The organism is Patulibacter ginsengiterrae (assembly GCF_056269115.1).
On the sequence record NZ_JBWDOG010000017.1, the window covers coordinates 18,247 to 32,453 of the forward strand.

14 protein-coding genes are annotated in these 14,207 nt (G+C 72.1%); 8 read left to right on the forward strand and 6 right to left on the reverse strand.

The annotated features are described in order from the left end of the window. Positions 1-71 precede the first annotated feature (71 nt). The gene (locus ACVUH9_RS18225) at positions 72-365 is read left to right on the forward strand and encodes a hypothetical protein (protein ID WP_475759477.1); all 294 of its coding nucleotides are present in this window, start codon (positions 72-74) and stop codon (positions 363-365) included. A 52-nt stretch (positions 366-417) separates the two neighbouring features. Here the strand turns inward: ACVUH9_RS18225 and ACVUH9_RS18230 are convergent, their stop codons facing one another. Then, positions 418-1,017, reverse strand: a complete 600-nt coding sequence (locus tag ACVUH9_RS18230) for a helix-turn-helix domain-containing protein (protein WP_475759479.1) — start codon at positions 1,015-1,017, stop codon at positions 418-420. A 41-nt stretch (positions 1,018-1,058) separates the two neighbouring features. After that, complete coding sequence (locus ACVUH9_RS18235) at positions 1,059-2,222, reverse strand: NAD(P)/FAD-dependent oxidoreductase (protein WP_475759481.1); 1,164 nt, start codon at positions 2,220-2,222, stop codon at positions 1,059-1,061. A 198-nt stretch (positions 2,223-2,420) separates the two neighbouring features. Here ACVUH9_RS18235 and ACVUH9_RS18240 point away from each other — a divergent pair, with 198 nt between their 5' ends. Genes ACVUH9_RS18240 through ACVUH9_RS18260 form a run of 5 tightly spaced genes read left to right on the forward strand, consistent with a single transcriptional unit; the run spans position 2,421 to position 7,962 of the window. Next, positions 2,421-3,983, forward strand: a complete 1,563-nt coding sequence (locus ACVUH9_RS18240; RefSeq protein ID WP_475759483.1) for an ABC transporter substrate-binding protein — start codon at positions 2,421-2,423, stop codon at positions 3,981-3,983. A 55-nt stretch (positions 3,984-4,038) separates the two neighbouring features. After that, complete coding sequence (locus ACVUH9_RS18245; RefSeq protein WP_475759486.1) at positions 4,039-5,043, forward strand: ABC transporter permease; 1,005 nt, start codon at positions 4,039-4,041, stop codon at positions 5,041-5,043. Beyond that, positions 5,040-5,960 carry an ABC transporter permease gene (locus ACVUH9_RS18250; protein WP_475759488.1) on the forward strand — a complete coding sequence of 307 codons (921 nt, stop codon included), beginning with the start codon at positions 5,040-5,042 and terminating at the stop codon, positions 5,958-5,960. Before ACVUH9_RS18245 ends, ACVUH9_RS18250 begins: the two co-directional genes overlap by 4 nt. Beyond that, positions 5,957-6,931 carry an ABC transporter ATP-binding protein gene (locus ACVUH9_RS18255; protein ID WP_475759490.1) on the forward strand — a complete coding sequence of 325 codons (975 nt, stop codon included), beginning with the start codon at positions 5,957-5,959 and terminating at the stop codon, positions 6,929-6,931. Before ACVUH9_RS18250 ends, ACVUH9_RS18255 begins: the two co-directional genes overlap by 4 nt. Continuing rightward, on the forward strand, positions 6,928-7,962 hold the full coding sequence (locus ACVUH9_RS18260) for an oligopeptide/dipeptide ABC transporter ATP-binding protein (RefSeq protein ID WP_475759493.1): 1,035 nt from the start codon (positions 6,928-6,930) through the stop codon (positions 7,960-7,962). Before ACVUH9_RS18255 ends, ACVUH9_RS18260 begins: the two co-directional genes overlap by 4 nt. A 45-nt stretch (positions 7,963-8,007) precedes the next feature. On the opposite strand, the gene ACVUH9_RS18265 is transcribed toward ACVUH9_RS18260, so the two are convergent. From ACVUH9_RS18265 to ACVUH9_RS18280, 4 genes are read right to left on the reverse strand one after another with little or no spacing between them, the layout of a single operon-like run. After that, complete coding sequence (locus tag ACVUH9_RS18265; RefSeq protein WP_475759495.1) at positions 8,008-8,193, reverse strand: hypothetical protein; 186 nt, start codon at positions 8,191-8,193, stop codon at positions 8,008-8,010. A gap of 33 nt (positions 8,194-8,226) precedes the next feature. Then, positions 8,227-9,777, reverse strand: a complete 1,551-nt coding sequence (locus ACVUH9_RS18270; RefSeq protein WP_475759497.1) for an SIR2 family protein — start codon at positions 9,775-9,777, stop codon at positions 8,227-8,229. 52 nt (positions 9,778-9,829) lie between these two features. Beyond that, positions 9,830-10,993 carry a cysteine desulfurase-like protein gene (locus ACVUH9_RS18275; RefSeq protein WP_475759499.1) on the reverse strand — a complete coding sequence of 388 codons (1,164 nt, stop codon included), beginning with the start codon at positions 10,991-10,993 and terminating at the stop codon, positions 9,830-9,832. Then, positions 10,993-11,397 carry a Rid family hydrolase gene (locus tag ACVUH9_RS18280; protein ID WP_475759500.1) on the reverse strand — a complete coding sequence of 135 codons (405 nt, stop codon included), beginning with the start codon at positions 11,395-11,397 and terminating at the stop codon, positions 10,993-10,995. The genes ACVUH9_RS18275 and ACVUH9_RS18280 overlap by 1 nt, the downstream gene beginning before the upstream one ends. Before the next feature lie 113 nt (positions 11,398-11,510). On the opposite strand from ACVUH9_RS18280, the gene ACVUH9_RS18285 reads away from it, so the two are divergent. Both ACVUH9_RS18285 and ACVUH9_RS18290 read left to right on the forward strand, forming a co-directional pair. Next, the gene (locus ACVUH9_RS18285; protein WP_475759502.1) at positions 11,511-12,686 is read left to right on the forward strand and encodes a M24 family metallopeptidase; all 1,176 of its coding nucleotides are present in this window, start codon (positions 11,511-11,513) and stop codon (positions 12,684-12,686) included. Then, on the forward strand, positions 12,683-14,044 hold the full coding sequence (locus tag ACVUH9_RS18290; protein ID WP_475759504.1) for a M20/M25/M40 family metallo-hydrolase: 1,362 nt from the start codon (positions 12,683-12,685) through the stop codon (positions 14,042-14,044). Before ACVUH9_RS18285 ends, ACVUH9_RS18290 begins: the two co-directional genes overlap by 4 nt. Positions 14,045-14,207 lie beyond the last annotated feature (163 nt).

Below are 14,207 nucleotides of genomic sequence, written 5' to 3' on the forward strand. Positions count from 1 at the left end.
GCTATCGTCGTCGTGACCGAGCGCGACGATCACGATCGGGTGGTCACCGTGATGCTTGGCGGGGACTCCTGATGCAGGCGCTCTACGACAGCCACGCCCGCGCGATCGCGATCCAGCTGACCGGCGACGCGCGGCAGGACCGGACGCACGAGGTCGCCCCGGGAGCGATCGTCGGCCTGCGCGACGGCCAGCCGGTCGAGGTCGAGCTGCTGGCGGTGGGAAGCGACGACGACGGCGCGCGGCTTGCGCAGATCGCCGGCCATTACGGCCTCGACGTGCAGGCGCTCTCCGCCTCGTTGCAGGCGGCGGTCGCCGCGCCGGACCGGCCGGTCACGGTCGACGTCGGCGCGCGCCACGCCGCCTGACCGGGTCGCGACCAACGGGCGGGCGTCCGTGCCTGCCGTGCCGGACGCCCCGCTACAGCGGCGGCGGCGAGTCGATGCAGATCAGCCGCAGCGGCTCGCTGTCGCTCGCGTTGCGGAAGCGGTGCGGACGATCGCTCTGGTAGTAGGCGCTGTCGCCGACCCGCAGCTCGCAGGTCTCGGCCGCCTCGACCTCGAGCAGCAGGGTGCCCTCGAGCACGTGGACGAACTCCTCGCCCGCGTGGTGGCCACGCTCGGCGAGGCGGGCGCCCGGGTCCAGCTCCAGCAGCATCGGGAACATCGCCCGGTCGGTGCCCTCGGAGAGCAGGAAGATCGTGATCCCCTCCTCCGACGAGTGCAGCTGACGGGTCTCGTCGGCGCGGACGACGTCCGGGTCGGCCGGGCCGCGCTCGGGCAGCAGGTCGGTGATCGAGATCCCGTAGAACTCGACCAGCCGGGTCAGCCGCCCGATCGTGATGTCGCTGCGGCCGTTCTCGACCAGCGAGAGGAACGACGCCGAGATGTCGGTCTCTCGCGCGACCTCACCGAGCGAGAGCCGTCGCCGGCTCCGCAACGCCTTCAGTTGGCTGCCGACGAACTCCTGCTGCCGGGCCAGGGCTGCGGTCCGGGTGGAGGACGGTGGGTCGGCGGACACGGTCGGGACGATACTCGGAGATCGGGAGGGGCTGGGAACGCTCAGACGACCTGGCCCTCGGGGGTCAGCGAGCCCGAGGCGAACCGCGAGGGTCCGAGCGTCGAGAGCAGCGGGTCGAGTGCGGCGCCGCGGACGGCCTCGGCGACGGCGCGTCCGATCGTCGGCGCCATCATCAGGCCGCGACCGTTGAGGCCGGCGGCGATCCAGAGCCCGTCGTGGCCGTCGAGGGCCCCGAGCACCGGCTGGTTGTCGGGCGTGACGTCGTAGTAGCCCTCGACCAGGACCGGGAACGAGACGTACTCGAGGATCGGCAGCAGCTCGCTGATCGCGGTCCGGACCTTGCTGTGCCAGTCGGCGCGGGTCTCGCCCGGGACGGCCCCGGCGGAGAGGTCGCTGGCCAGGACCGAGCCGTCGGCCAGCTGCTTGGCGGCGAAGTGGCGCTCGGGCGCGATCACCAGCGGCTCGAGCAGCCGCTCGCGGATCGGGTTGCTGTAGAAGAGGTAGCGCGGCTCGCGCTCGATCGGCAGCTCGATGCCGAGCGGCGTCAGCAGCTTGGGGCTGTCCCAGGCGGCGGCGACCACGACCTGGCCGGCGCGCGCGCTGGTGCCGTCGTCGAGGTCCAGTCGCCAGCCCTCGCCGTCGGGCCTGATCGCGCTCACCGCGTGCTCGACGAAGCGGGTGCCGTCGCGCCGGGCGGCGTCGGCGAAGGCGCCGACCACCGCCAGCGGCTTGTCGAAGTAGCCGTCCTGGTCGCACCAGACGCCGCCGGTGATCCGCGACGAGTCGAGGCCCTCGACCAGCTCGCCGGCCTCGGCCGGGGTCAGCGCGCGCGACGGGATCCCCAGCTGGTGCTGGACGTCGAGGCGGGCATGCTGGGTGGCCAGCTCGGTCTCGGACTCGGCCACGAACAGGTAGCCGCAGCTGCGCAGGACCGGGTCGACGGCAGGCGCGAGCCGGTCGCCGATCTCGTTGTAGAAGGCGAACGCCTCCCGCGCCATCCGGCATGCGACCTCGGTCCCCCACTGCTGGCGAACGCCGCCGGGCTGGATCGCCGAGGCACCCGAGCCGATGCCCGCGCCGTCGAAGATCGTCACCGACACGCCATGCTGGGCGAGGTGCCAGGCCACGGAGAGGCCGGTGATGCCCGCACCGACGATGGCGACGTCGGGGGTGGACTCGGCGCCAGGATTCACTGAAATGGACATTTCGACCAGAATACTGGATACTGCACCGCGTGAAGCCCGGCGATCACGATCGAGCACTCGATCGGGTCCCGCCGGAACCGTCCAGAACGACCTCGTCACCCGTACGAGGCGAGGCAGGCAGAAGGGGCAGTGAGAATGCGTCTCTCGATCACGCATAGAGCCGGAGCCACCGCCGCGGTAGGGGCTCTCGCCCTGGCCATGGCCGGCTGTGGAAGCAGCTCATCGGACTCGACCACGACGTCCGCGTCCAAGACGGGTGGCGCGGCCTCCGGCACGCTGGTCATCGACCAGTCGTTCGTCGACAAGGGCAACGATCCCGGTCACGAGTTCACGCCGACCAACAACATGCTCGTGCAGGCGATGTACGACACGCTGGTCACGTTCGAGCCGGGCAAGACGACGCCGAAGCCGTCGCTCGCCGCCTCGTGGGAGGGCTCGAAGGACGCCAAGAGCTTCCGCTTCACGCTCAACCCCGACGCCGTCTTCTCCGATGGCACGCCGGTCACGTCGAAGGACGTGCTCTTCTCGTTCAACCGGCTGGTCAACCTCCAGGCCAGCGGCGCCTTCCTGCTCGACGGCGTGAGCTTCACCGCGCCGGACGCGAAGACCGTCGTGGTGACGTCGAAGACGCCGAACCCGGCGCTGCTCCGCATCCTCGCCACGCCCCCGACCTCGATCCTCAACAGCAAGCTGCTGCAGGCGAACGGCGGGACCGACGCGAAGGACGCGAGCAAGACCGACACCGCCGAGGCGTTCCTCCAGCGCGAGTCCGCCGGCAGCGGCCCCTACACGCTCGAGCAGGGCGCGCAGAACCAGCAGTACACGCTGAAGCTGAACCCGAAGTACTGGGGGCAGAAGCCGGCCTTCTCGAAGGTCGTCGTCCGCAACCTGCCCGCGCCGACGCAGCTGCTCAACGTCCAGCGCGGCGCCAACGAGATCGCCCTCGACCTCTCGGCGCAGCAGGCCCAGACGCTCAGCCGCGACGCCAACCTGCAGGTCACCACCAACGCCTCGGTCAACGTCTTCGACGTCGAGGCGAACATGGACCCGAAGATCTCCCCGACCGGCAACGTCGAGGTCCGCAAGGCGATCCGGCTGGCGCTCGACTACGAGGGCTACAAGCGGCTCTCCGGCGTCGGCGCGGTCCAGGCCCCGGGCGTGATCCCGTCGCAGTTCCTCGGCGCCCTGCCCGCGGACGCGGCGTCGAAGCAGGACATCGAGCAGGCCAAGGCGATCCTGAAGGCGTCCGGCGTCTCGAGCCCGAAGGTCAAGCTCTCCTACCCGTCCGACGCGACCCCCAACGGCGTCTCGTTCAGCTCGATCGCGCAGAAGGTCAAGTCCGACCTCGGCAAGATCGGGATCGACGTGACCCTCGACGGCCGTCCTGCGGTCACCTTCCTCAAGGACTACGCGGCCGGCAAGAACCAGATGAGCGTGTCCTACTGGGGCCCGGACTACCCGGACCCCAACGACTACCTCGTGTACCTGCCGGGCGCGCCGGGCAACAGCCGCGCGAACAACGCCAACTGGCCCGCGAGCGCGCGTCCCGACCTCGTCAAGCTCGGCGAGCAGGCCCGTGGCACGCTCGACGACGAGGCCCGCGGCCAGCTCTTCCAGCAGCTGCAGACCGAGTTCAACAAGGACAGCCCGTACTTCCCGCTGTTCCAGCCGGCGCAGGCGATCGTCGGGTCGAAGAACCTGAGCGGCGTCGTGCTCGACCCCACGTACACCCTCAACATCCGGACCGTTGGAAGCCGCTGAGCAGCCCGCCGTGCCGGAGCGAGCGCGACGGAGGTCGCGCTCGCACCGGCCACTGGTGCGGTTCCTGGCCCGACGGCTCGGGGCCCTGGCCCTGCTGCTGGTCGGGATCACCCTGATCTCGTTCCTGCTCACGCAGGCGGTGCCGGGCGACCCGGCGCTGGCCAACCTCGGCCAGAACCCGACGCCCGAGGCGATCCAGGCCTTCAACGAGAAGTACGGCCTCGACCAGCCGCTCCCGGCCCAGTACCTCACCTACCTCGACAACCTCGTCCACGGGGACCTCGGGACCTCGCAGCAGACCCACCAGCCGGTCCGCGACGACCTCTCCAAGGCGATCCCGGCGACGCTCGAGCTGGCGCTGTTCTCGATCGTCTTCTCGGCGATCTTCGGCGTCGCCTTCGGCGTGATCGCGGCCCTCCGCCGCGACGGTCCGATCGACCACGGCCTGCGGGTCACGTCGCTGATGGGGATCTCGGTCCCGATGTTCTGGCTCGGCCTGATCGGCCTCTACCTCTTCTTCTTCAAGCTCGGCTGGCTGCCGGGCGGCGGCCGCCTGTCACCGGACCTCAACAGTCCCGACGGCCCAACCGGGCTCTACACGCTCGACGCGCTGCTGCGCGGTGACCTCGCGACCTTCTGGGACGCGATCGAGCACCTGATCCTGCCCGCGGCCGTGCTCACCGCCTACAACATCAGCCTGATCGCCCGCTACACGCGATCGGCGGTGCTCGAGGTGCTGCACGCCGACTTCGTGCGGGCCGCCCACGCCAAGGGCCTGCCCGGCCACCTGGTCGTCACCCGCTACATCCTGCGCGCGGCGCTGCCGTCGGTGATCACGGTGATGGGCCTGGTCTTCGCCAACGTCCTGGCCGGCGCGGTGCTGGTCGAGAACATCTTCAGCTGGCCCGGGATCGGGCAGTACGCCTACAAGAGCGCGATCTCGCTCGACCTGCCGGCGATCATGGGCGTGAGCATCTTCATCGCCGCCGTCTACGTCCTCGTCAACCTCCTCGTCGACCTCTTGCATGCGGCGATCGACCCGCGGATCCGGCTGACATGAGCGCGCCTCCGACTCCGACCCCCACCCCGTCCGCCGTGCTCCCGCCCTCGCGTCTGCGCCGCTTCCGGCGCCGCCGCGGGCGGACGCGCTCGCCGTGGCGCCAGCCGGTGATGGTCGCCGGCCTGACGATCGCCGGCCTCTGGGTCCTGATCGCGATCTTCGCGCCGCTGATCGCGCCGCACGATCCGCTCGCCCAGGACTTCCCGATCATGCAGGCGCCGACCGGCGCCCACCCGTTCGGGACCGACGAGCTCGGCCGCGACATCCTCAGCCGCGTGCTGATGGCGACCCGCAACTCGCTGCCGCTGGCGCTGCTGCTCGTCGCGCTGGCGGGCTCGATCGGGACCGCGCTCGGCTTCCTCGCCGGCTACGTCGGCGGCGTCGTCGACGGGATCGTGATGCGGCTCGCCGACCTCACCTCGTCGTTCCCGGCGATCATCCTGGCGATGGTCGTGACGGCGTCGCTCGGGCCGAGCACCCGCAACGCGGTGCTGGCGCTGGTGATCGTCTCGTGGCCGATCTACGCCCGCGTGGTGCGGACGCTGGTCCGCGAGATCGGCGAGACGGAGTACGTCCAGGCCTCGCGGCTGCTGGGCGCCTCCGGCCTCTACGCGCTGCGCAAGGAGGTCCTGCCGAACGTGATGGGACCGATCGTGGTGCTGGTCACCATCTACCTGGCCGACGCGCTGCTGCTGCTGGCCGGGCTGTCGTTCCTCGGCCTCGGCACCCAGCCGCCGGCGCCGGAGTGGGGATCGATGATCTCGGTCGGCACCCAGTACTTCCAGAACTGGTGGATGGCCACGTTCCCGGGCCTGGCGATCTTCACCGCCGTGCTCGCGTTCAACTTCATCGGCGACGGGCTGCGGGACATCTTCGACCCGCAGTCCAGCTACCAGGGCACGGGGGAGGACCGATGAGCCTGCTGGAGATCGAGGACCTGACGATCCAGCTGCCGACGCCCAACGGGCGGCGGACGATCGTGCACGACGTCCAGCTGCAGGTCGAGGCCGGGCAGGTCTACGGGATCGCCGGCGAGAGCGGCAGCGGCAAGACGATGACGATGCTGTCGCTGCTCGGGTTGCTCCCGCGCGGCGGGACGACGACCGGCGCGGCCCGTTTCGACGGCACCGACGTGCTGGCGTCGACGGCCCGCCAGAGAGCGGTCCGCGGGCGCGAGATCGCGATGGTCTTCCAGGACCCGATGACCTCGCTGCACCCGATGCTGACCGTCGGCAAGCAGCTGACCGAGCACGCTCGGCGGCACCTCTCGCTCGACAAGCGCGAGGCCGAGCGGCGGGCGATCGCGATCCTCGACGAGGTGCGGATCCCCGACCCCGAGGCGGCGCTGCGGGCCTACCCGCACGAGTTCTCGGGCGGGATGCGCCAGCGGATCGCGATCGCGATCGCGCTGATCTGCGAGCCGCGGCTGCTGATCGCCGACGAGCCGACGACGGCGCTCGACGTGACGGTCCAGGCCGGGATCCTGCGGCTGCTCGATCGGCTGCGGCGCGAGAAGCAGATGGCGGTCGTGATGATCACCCACGACCTCGGCGTGATGTCGGCGGTCGCGGAGCGGCTGTCGGTGATGTACGCCGGGCGCGTGATCGAGCAGGGCGACGCCCGCCAGCTGCTCCAGCGTCCGGGCCACCCCTACACCCGCGGCCTGCTCGGTGCCCTGCCGCATCCGGAGGCCGGCGAGCAGGAGGGCGAGCTGCGGACGATCCCCGGGATCCCCGCCAGCCCGCTCGACCCGCCGAGCGGCTGCGCCTTCCACCCCCGCTGCACGCTGGCCGTCGACGCGTGCCGGGAGCGGATCCCGGTGCTCGTCGGCGGTGGCGAGGACCAGCGCGTCGCCTGCCCCGTGACTACCGCAGAGGAGCTCGCGTGAGCACGAACGAGACCACCGACGACGCGCGCGGCGAGAGCCGAGTCGCGCTCCAGATCGAGGACCTGGAGGTCGTCTACCAGCGCCGCGACCGCGACCCGGTACGGGCCGTAGCGGGCGCCAGCGTGACCGTCCAGCGCGGGCAGATCGTCGGCCTGGTCGGCGAGAGCGGCTGCGGCAAGTCGACCCTGGCCCGGGCTGCCGTCGGGCTCGAGAGGCCCGCCGCCGGCCGGATCGTGTTCGAGGGCCGGGAGCTGACGCCGCTGACCCGGCGAGCCCGTCCGAAGGCCGACATCGGCCTCCAGATGGTCTTCCAGAACCCGTTCTCGTCGCTCAACCCGCGGCGCAAGATCGGCGTGCAGCTGGCCGACGCGCTGGCGGTGACCGGGCGCGCGAGCCGGGCCGGTCGCGACCAGCAGGTGACCGAGCTGCTCGACCGGGTCGGGATGCCGGCCTCGGCCGCGGAGCGCTTCCCGCACCAGTTCAGCGGCGGGCAGCGGCAGCGGATCGCGATCGCCCGCGCGCTCGCGGCGGACCCGAGCGTGATCGTGCTCGACGAGCCGTTGTCGTCGCTCGACGCCTCGGCCCAGGCCCAGGTCGCGAACCTGCTGGTGACGCTCAGCCGCGACCTCGATCTCGGGCTGCTGCTGATCTCCCACGACCTGGCGATCGTCCACCACGTCGCCGACGCGGTCTCGGTGATGTACCTGGGCAAGATCGCGGAGACGGTCCCCAGCCGCGAGCTCTGGGAGCTGCCGGCGCACCCGTACACCGAAGCGCTGATCGGGGCGATCCCGCACGCCGACGGCGAGCGTCAGCTGCCGGTCGCGCTCCCGGGCGAGGTCCCGGACCCGAGCGCGCCGCCGAGCGGTTGCCGCTTCCACCCGCGCTGCCCGTACGCCTTCGACCGTTGCGCGGTCGAGGAGCCGCCGGCGTTCGAGATCGGCCGCGGACGCCAGGCGGCCTGCTGGCTCCACGAGGACCAGCCCGAGCCGCGGGCCCCGGCCGATCTCGCGGGGGCGCGGGTCGGCTGAGCTGAACCGCTGCGGTGGCCCGTCCGCGCCTCGAGCGCGGGCGGGCTACTTCGGGCGCTTGGCGGTTGCCGGCGCGTGCTTCGCGCTTCGCGGCTGGGTCAGGTCGCGGATCCCGGCCGTGGCCTTGCGGGAACCCTTGGCGAACGCCGCCTGGACGTCCTCGCGCAGCGGACCCCGATCCGCGACGACGCGAATCCCGTGCGAGTTGGTTTCGTCCAGCGGACCGAACATGCGCTCATTGTACGTGCTGGGGGAGGACGGAACTCAGCTCCAGAGCTGGACGAGCTGATCGTGCAGGAGCACGTCGATCGTCCTGCTGATGCCGTCCACGCGTTGCTCGGCCTGCCTGAAGATCGAGACGTCGGACGGATCCGTGGTGGTGAGCGTCGCCGCGCCGACCATGATGCGCTCGCGCTCTCCCGGGCCGGTCCAGACCAGCGGGATGCCGCGGACCGAGCGCCAGCGGCTGGCGTAGATCCTGGGGTCCCGCTCGACGACGGACCCTTGGGTGATCGCCTCGACGGCCACCCACTCGGAGTCCCAGGTCAACGGCACGCCGGTGATCGTCGACGGATCGATGTGGATGCGGTCGGACGACGCCCACAGGGTGACGTCGCGCTGGTCGTAGTCCAGACCCCAGAGGCCGAGTCCGAGGACCGCGTCCGCGGTATCCAGCCCGGCCTCCTCAAGCGCCTTCCGGACGCCGGACAGCGAGGCGGCGAGGATGTCACGCACCGCTCGCTGCCGCGCCTCCAGACGGACCACGGGTAGGCAGCGACGGCGGCCTTTGCTTGCTCGTTTCTGCGCGCGCTCCGGATATGGGGCGGGGGGCTTTCCGGCGCCGCGCCGGCGGCGTGCCTCGTGCATGAGCTGGGCGAGCTCCGCATAGAAGTCGGCCCAGTACGCGGTGACGTTGGCGTGCCGCAGGCGCGCTCGGGTCGCCGATTCGAGCTCGCATCGAACGGCGGGATTCAAGCGCGGTGAGCTCTGTCGCGTGAGGATCGCGATGTGCTCGTCCGTGGTCGAGCCGTAGACCCACCGCAGGAGGTTCTGGTCGGTGAACGAGAGGCCGAGGAAGACGCAGACACCGTCGAGGGCCTCGCGCATGAACTGGTCCTGCCAACTGCCGGCCGGCCACTGGGCGTAGTCACCCTCGGTGAGGATCACGGCGTCCTCGCCAGGTGCACCGGTCAACAGGCCGTGGAGGTGGCGAACGGTCGCGATGCCGTCCGGCTCCGGCTCGTTGTCCTTCCGGGCCTCGACCGTGAGCTCGGCGTCGCCGAGCGCCTGCTCCAGCAGCTGGTCGTAGTTGAAGGTGGCGAGCTGGATCTCCGGGTAGTCGCGCTTCCAGCGGGCGATCTCGCGGGTGAGCGGGCCGGGATCGAAGTGCGCGGGACCTCGGTCCCGGTACAGGTAGCGCTCGACGCGCTTGACGAACTGCTCGTCGCTGCCGGCGAGGGCGCGGGCGGTAGCGGCCATGCCGAGCAGGCCGGGCTCTGCGGCGGCATCGAGCCAGGCCGCCCGGTCGTTGTCGTTCAGCGAGGCGGGGGCGACCGATTCCAGGAGCGCCCGAACCAGCCTGCCCCACGACGGAAGCCCGGCCTCCATCGAGGCGCCGGCACCGACGACGAACGTCAGGCGCTGGGCGCTCGCGAGACGCTCGATGATCGGCTGGGGGTCGTTGTCCGGTTGGGCGACGAGGAAACTGGGGCGGTCACCGACGCCCGCTGCGTCGGGAGCGGCGTCGAGGTCGACCAGCAGGGCCGAGGCCCGGGCGAGCGCCGCGGAGAGGTCTGCGAGCTGGCCGCGCTGCACCGGGGCGACGATACGCGGGTCGGCGGACGGCCCTGCGTACGCCGCCTGCGGCCTAGGCGGTCAGCTCGCGCAGGGCGTCGAGCAGCCGGTCGACCTCGGCCGCCGTCGTGTAGTGGAAGAGCCCGATCCGCAGCGCGGGCTGGAGGTCGATCCGCTCCTTGAGGCCGAGGCAGTAGAAGCTGTCGTGGGCCCCGGCGTTGATCCCGCGCTCGGCCAGCGCGACCGAGATCGCGGTCGCGTCGTGGCCGGCGAAGTCGAGCAGGAAGGTCGGGACGCGGCCCTCGAGGGTCGGCGGGCCGATCACGCGGGCGCTCGCGGGGAGCCCGTCGAGCAGTCGCTGGGCGAGCACGCGGACGTGCTCGTGGGCGGCGGCGCCGTCGAACGACTCGAGGTAGTCGATCGAGGCGCTGAAGCCGGCGAGCTGCTCGTACGGCTGGGTGCCGGTCTCGAAGCGGTGGCCGATCGGGTCGCTCGGGGCGGCACGGACCTTGTACGGGCGCCAGCCCGCAACGACCGACGGCCGCACGTAGGCGAGCCCGAGGTGCGGGCCGCAGACCTTGTACGGCGAGCAGACGAGCACGTCGGCGCCGATCGCCTCGACGTCGATCGGGGCGTGGGCGGCGTAGTGGGTGGCGTCGATCCAGGCGATCGCCCCGCGCTCGCGCGCGAGCGCGCAGACGCGCGCGGCATCGATCGTGGTGCCGACCGAGTTGGCGGCCCACGAGAACGAGACGACGCGGGTGCGGTTGCTCAGCTGGGCCTCGAGGTCGGCGTAGTCGAGCGTGCAGGTCGCGGGGTCGATGTCGACGATCCGCACGACCGCGCCGACGTCCTCGGCGATCGCGAGCCAGGGGGAGACGCTGGCGTCGTGGTCGAGCCGGGTCACGAGCAGCTCGTCGCCTTCGCGCAGCTCGCGGGCGAACGCGCGCGAGAGCGAGAAGTTGAGGCTGGTCATGTTCTGCCCGAAGACGACCGCGTCGGCGTCGCAGCCGAGGAAGCGTCCGGCGGCGTTGCGGGCGTCCTCGACGATCCGGCCGACCCGCTGGCTGGTCGCGAACGGGCCGCCGAGGTTGGCGGCCGACTCGCGCATCGTCGTCGCGACGGCGGCGCTGACGGCGTCGGGGACCTGGCTGCCGCCGGGCGTGTCGAAGAAGGCCGTCTCGCCCTGGAGCGCGGAGAACCGCTCCCGGACGGCCTCGACGTCGAAGCCGCCCATCAGGACGCCTGGTCGGTGACCGGGCCCGACGCGACGGCGTCGATCTCGACCTCGACCAGGCAGTCCTTGGGGATCAGGTCGGCGACGTAGAGCGTGGTGTTGGCGGGATCGACGCCGGCGAACAGCGCGCCGTGGGCCTCGACCGGGCCGCGCCAGTCGGCGCCGGCCAGGAGGTAGATCCGGGTCCGGAAGACGTCCTCGCGCTGGGCGCCGAGCGCGGCGGCCGCCTCGAGCGCCATCTCGAGCGCGATCCGGGTCTGGGCGCCGGCGTCGCCGGGGTGCAGCGCGGCCCCCTCGGCGTCGAGCGCCCCGGTCCCGCTGACGGCCACGATGTCCCCGTTGCGTGCCGCGCGCGAGTACGCCGCGAGACGCTCGAAGCCGGAGCCGCTCCTCAATCTGCTCATGCGGCCTACGATAGCGGGGCGCTCCACTATTGTGGACGAAGCATCCAATATTTGACGCGGCACGAGCGGGCAGGCATGCTGGTGCGCGGCAGCCGAGAGAACGAGGACGAACGATGACGCAGCCCGCGAAGACGACCCTGATGTACGCGGACACCACGCGGTCGGCGGACATGCGGAACGTGATCCCGCACGGCGTCCACGACCCGTTCCTCTTCATCGAGCACGAGGGCAAGCAGTACGTCGTCGTCCGCTCGCTCGAGGTCGCGCGGATGCAGCAGGTCCCGGGCCTGACGGCCTACCCGTCGGAGGAGTTCGGCCTCGACGAGCTGGTCGCCGCCGGCGCGACCGCCGAGGACGCGGCGCTGACGATCGGCCTCCGCGCCTGCCAGCGGCTCGGCGTGACCGCGGCGGTCGTGCCGCCGACCTTCCCGGTCGAGATGGCCGACCGCCTGCGCGCGGGCGGGATCGAGCTGGAGGTCGACCGCGCCGACTTCACCGCCCGCCGCCGCGCCAAGAGCGCCCCGCAGCTGGCCGGGATCCGTCGCGCCCAGACCGCCGCCGAGGCCGCGGTCGCCGCGGTCGCGACGATGCTCCACGCCGCGGCCCAGGACACCGACGGCGGGCTGCTGCTCGACGGCGAGCCGCTGACCTGCGAGCGCCTCAAGGAGGGCGTCGCGCTGGCCTTCATCCGCAACGGCTGCAGCGGCGACGACGTGATCGTCGCCCACGGCGAGCAGACCTGCATCGGCCACCACTCCGGCTCCGGCCAGGTCCGCGTCGGGGAGCCGGTCACGGTCGACCTCTGCCCCCAGGACGGGGAGTCGGGCTGCTACACCGACATCACCCGGACCTTCGTCGTCGGCGAGCCGAACGAGGAGCTGCAGACCTACTTCCGGCTGGTCGACGAGTCGCTGCGGCGGACCCACGCCGCGATCCGCCCGGGCCTGCCCGTGCGCGACCTGCACCGGATCTCGTGCGAGCCGTTCGAGGACGCCGGCCAGCCGACGCGGCTCTCGAAGCAGCCCGGAACGGTCCTGAACGACGGCTTCTTCCACAGCCTCGGCCACGGCGTCGGGCTCGACATCCACGAGGCTCCGCACCTCGATCAGAACGACGACGTGCTGGTCGTCGGCGACGTGATCGCGGTCGAGCCCGGCTGCTACCGGCAGGGCTTCGGCGGTGTCCGCCTGGAGGACCTGGTGCTGGTCACCGAGGACGGCTGCGAGCTGCTGACCGACTACCCGTACGAGCTGGCCCCGGTCCCGGTCCAGCGCGGGCGGGCGGCGTGATCTCCGCCGCGGCCGAGGCCCACGTCTCCGCCGCGGCGGAGCGGTTCGTCGACGAGTGGCGGGCCTGCTGCCGGATCCCGTCGGTCTCCGGCGCGCTCGAGTCGATCGCCGCGGCGGCCGACTGGATCGAACGGCGGATCGCGCCGCTGGTCGACGAGGTCCGCCGGATCGAGATCCCCGACTACGGGCCGCTGCTGGTCGCGGAGCTGCGGGGGACGAGCGACGAGCGGCTGCTCGTCTACAACCACTACGACGTCCAGCCGCCCGGCGACCCCGAGCAGTGGACCTCGCCGGCGTTCGCGGCCGAGCTGCGCGACGGCGCGATGTACGCCCGTGGCGCCTGCGACGACAAGGCCGACGTGACCGCCCGGATCCAGGCGCTCGAGGCCTGGCGGGCGACGTTCGACGGCCCGCCGCCGTTCGGGCTGGTCTTCCTCTTCGACCCGGCCGAGGAGATCGGCAGCCCCGGGCTGGAGGACGCGCTCGTCGCGCACGCCGACGCGCTGCGGGCCGACGCCTGCCTCTGGGAGAGCTTCCTCCGCGACGCCGACGGCCGACCCGGGATCGGCTTCGGCTGCCGCGGCAGCCTCCAGGTCGAGCTGCGGCTGAAGCCGCTGCGAAGCGACCAGCACACGGCCTTCGCCGCGGTCCTGCGCTCGGCGCCGCTGGAGCTGATGCGGGCGGTCACGTCGATGACGGCCCCCGACGGCCAGGTCCGGATCGACGGCTTCCACGACGCCGTGCGGGCGCCGACCGCCGACGAGGTCGCCGCCGCGGCCGCGATCCCCTTGCCGGGGGACGCGGTCACCGTCCCGGGCACGCGCCCGTACCTGCCCGGCAGCGACGAGGAGCTGGCCCAGCGGCTGGTCTTCGCGCCGTCGATGTCGGTCGCCGAGATGCTGGTCGGCGCCGACGGGGTCGGGGTCGTCCCGGCGGAGGCGGCGGTCAGCGTCCGCTTCGGGCTGGTCCCGGACCAGGAGCCGGAGGCGATCGTGGCGGCGATCCGCGCGCACCTCGACGCCCACGGCTTCGGGGAGGTCGAGATCAGCGTCGGCCGCTCGATCGCCCCCGCCCGCTCGCCGATCGACACGCCGTTCGCGCGCGCGACGATCGAGGCCGCCCGCGACGTCTTCGGCGAGCCGGCGGTCTACCCGGTCCTGATCGGGGCGGGGCCGGGGCGGATGTTCCTCGACCACCTCGGGACGCCGGTCGTCTCGCCCGCGGGCACGCTTCGGCCGGACGGCAACATGCACGGGCCGGACGAGCACGGCAGCGTCGTCGACTACCTCGACCACGTGCGGTTCACGATCCGCTTGTTCGAGCGGCTCGCCGTCTCGGGGGTGCGTCCGCGGGACTGAGGGCGGAGCAGGCGCCGTCGTGTCGGGTTAGCAGTACGTCACAGGCCCGTCAAGAAGATTGGACGTTCAGGCTTGCATCGGCATCGCGATACGCGGTATACATGACGCGCTCCGGGCCGGCCGTACGACCGCCGACCAGCGACCCCGGGCGCGAAAGGCACCA

Coding starts and splice junctions, on each gene's coding strand:
- ACVUH9_RS18225 (WP_475759477.1), top strand. CDS start 72: ATGCAGGCGCTCTACGACAGCCACGCCCGCGCGATCGCGATCCAGCTG.
- ACVUH9_RS18235 (WP_475759481.1), bottom strand. CDS start 2,222: ATGTCCATTTCAGTGAATCCTGGCGCCGAGTCCACCCCCGACGTCGCC.
- ACVUH9_RS18240 (WP_475759483.1), top strand. CDS start 2,421: ATGGCCGGCTGTGGAAGCAGCTCATCGGACTCGACCACGACGTCCGCG.
- ACVUH9_RS18250 (WP_475759488.1), top strand. CDS start 5,040: ATGAGCGCGCCTCCGACTCCGACCCCCACCCCGTCCGCCGTGCTCCCG.
- ACVUH9_RS18255 (WP_475759490.1), top strand. CDS start 5,957: ATGAGCCTGCTGGAGATCGAGGACCTGACGATCCAGCTGCCGACGCCC.
- ACVUH9_RS18265 (WP_475759495.1), bottom strand. CDS start 8,193: ATGTTCGGTCCGCTGGACGAAACCAACTCGCACGGGATTCGCGTCGTC.
- ACVUH9_RS18275 (WP_475759499.1), bottom strand. CDS start 10,993: ATGGGCGGCTTCGACGTCGAGGCCGTCCGGGAGCGGTTCTCCGCGCTC.
- ACVUH9_RS18280 (WP_475759500.1), bottom strand. CDS start 11,397: ATGAGCAGATTGAGGAGCGGCTCCGGCTTCGAGCGTCTCGCGGCGTAC.
- ACVUH9_RS18285 (WP_475759502.1), top strand. CDS start 11,511: ATGACGCAGCCCGCGAAGACGACCCTGATGTACGCGGACACCACGCGG.